General features: G+C 69.7%; 2 protein-coding genes. Both read left to right on the top strand.

All coding sequences use genetic code 11. The annotated features are described in order from the left end of the window. Window positions 1–879: lipopolysaccharide biosynthesis protein (locus tag VIR09_RS26595; protein WP_332015585.1), on the top strand; the 879-nt coding region annotated here is incomplete at its 5' end. Between the two features lie 207 nt (window positions 880–1,086). Further along, a partial coding sequence (locus tag VIR09_RS26590; RefSeq protein WP_332015584.1) for a glycosyltransferase family 2 protein occupies window positions 1,087–2,292 on the top strand: 1,206 nt, incomplete at its 3' end.

The raw sequence follows: 2,292 nt of genomic DNA, 5'->3' as shown, positions 1-2,292 counted from the left end.
GCCGTCGCCGCCATCGTGCTGGCGGACCTCGCCGGGGCCAGCCTGCTGGAGCTGTTGGCGCGTACCTGGCAAGCGGTGCAGCGCATGGCCGGCTTCGGCGCCGCGATGGCCGGGCTGATCGTGGCGCGTCTGGCGGTGTTCTGCGCGCTGCTGGCCATTGCGCCACCCAGCCCGGCCAGCTGGGCCGTGGGGTACGGGGCGGCGACTGCGGCCTATGTTTGTCTGGCCGCCTGCGCCTCGCTGCGGAGCTTCGGCACACCCCGCCGCTCCGGCACGCCGTTTATGCGCCTTGCCAGCGCCGGCTTTGCGTTCGCCTTCGCCGGCGCGGCCATGCGCATCCAGGCGGAAGCCAACAAGCCCATCCTGGCGCGGCTGGACTCGGTCGCCGGCGCGGGCATCTACAGCGTCGCGCAGCGGGTGACCGACCTGCTCGTCCTGCCGCTGCAGGCGATGCTCGAAACTCTCACGCCGCGTGTGTATCGCGCTACCGCGCCCGCGCGGACCGTGTTCACGCTCGGCATCCCCGCCCTGGCGCTGGCCTTCGGTGGCGGCTTGGTAATCCTGGCCGCTGCCCCATGGCTGCCGGTGCTGCTCGGGGCGAGCTTCGAAAGCGCCGTTGCGGCGACCCGGATACTCGCCTTCGTGCCGCTTCTTTTTGCCGTGCGTCTACTGCTCGGCACCTTGATGATGGCTCGTGGCGAGCAACGCCGCTTCTACGGCGCCTATGGGCTGAGTGCGACGATCAGCATCATCGCCGCCGCCGCACTGGTGCCGGCACTCGGCGTCAGGGGCGCCGCCATCGCCACATACGCGCCCGAGGCGGCACTCATCGCGTTTCAGGGATGGATATTGGCGCGACCACAGAGAATACGGCCATGAATGACCGCGCCTTCGAGTATTACGACGATCACTACCACCGCACGACCGCCTTCCGCGACAAAAAGTTCTCACTGTGAAAGAACTGGCGCGGGCAGCCGAGTACACGCCGCAGCGGGTTATGCCGCAATGGGAGACGCTGCTTTCGGAAGTCGCGGACCGCAGTCGCCCCAAGTCGGCTCGCGCACCGTGATGAGCGCAGCGCCACGGGTGAGTGTCCTGCTGCCCACCCGCAACCGGGCGCGCCTGCTGCGCCAGGCGCTGCGCAGCGTCCAACGTCAGACCCTGCGCGATCTGGAAATCCTGGTCTTGGACGATGGCTCGGAAGACGAAACCCCCGCGTTTCTCGCCGCCGCAGCGCGCGCGGACGCGCGCATACGCGTCTCGCGCAGCGATGCACCGGGTGGCCTTCCGGCGGCGCTGAACCGCCTGCTGGAGGCGGCGACCGGCGAATGGGTAGCGTGCATGCACGACGACGATCTGTGCCTTCCGGCCCGGCTCACCGCCCAACTCGCTTTTGCATCCGAACATCGGCTCGACGTGTGCGGCAGTTGGTACCGGCGCTTCGGATGGCTGCCGGGTGGCGTCGGCCGCCCGCCCGAGCGCGATGAGGCCATCAAGGCGGGCCTACTGTTCCAGCCACCCATCCTCCACCCGTCCGTATTGATGCGGCGTGCAACGCTGGTGGACGCAGGCGGGTACAGCACCGCTTATCCACTCGCCGAAGACTACGAGTTGTGGACGCGGCTCGCGGCGCGCGGGGCGCGCTTTGGCAACGTGCCCCGCGTGCTACTGCGGTATCGCGTCTCGCGCCATCAGGCGTCGCGCCGGTTCAACGCAGAGCAGGAGCGCTATGCACGGCAAATTCGCGCACGGTACCTCGCCGCGTGCGGCATTCCCGCTGAGCCGGCGCAGGTGGACCTGCACGTGCGCGTGCGCGAGCCGATACCGATCAGGTCGCTGGACGAGCTGCGCGCCTTCGAGGCGTGGCTGCTGACCCTGCGCGAGCATTTCCGCGACGTGCCAGTCGCCGCGGATGTGGTGGCCCGGCAATGGCTATTCGTCGGCTGCCGGGCTGCGGGGCTCGGCATGTCTTGCTGGCGGGTGTTGCGGGGGGTCTGCGCTCGCGGCGGCGACGTCCGGGCGCAAGGCCGCCGTGCTGTTCGGGCTGTGTGCCGGTCGGGTGGAATACCGGTCGGCGCCGTACCGACTGCTCGAACCGTTCGCGCCGGCGTGAGCGGCACCGCCTTGGCCATACGGGCTGCCGTCCCCACCGGCAGCGGCGCGTCGGTGATCCACCGCGCCCTGCAAGACGCCATTTCCGGCTACTCGCTGGCGACCTATCCGCCCCGCTGGGAGTACTGGCCTTTGCTACTGCGCCGCCTGCGTGAGCCGGCCGCGGATCTGGTCCATGCC

It is taken from the genome of Achromobacter sp. (assembly GCF_036567245.1).
Taxonomy (GTDB): Bacteria; Pseudomonadota; Gammaproteobacteria; order Burkholderiales; family Burkholderiaceae_B; genus Achromobacter.
The sequence above is the reverse complement of the archived record's forward strand: the minus strand, read 5'-3'. Positions and strand labels throughout refer to the sequence as shown.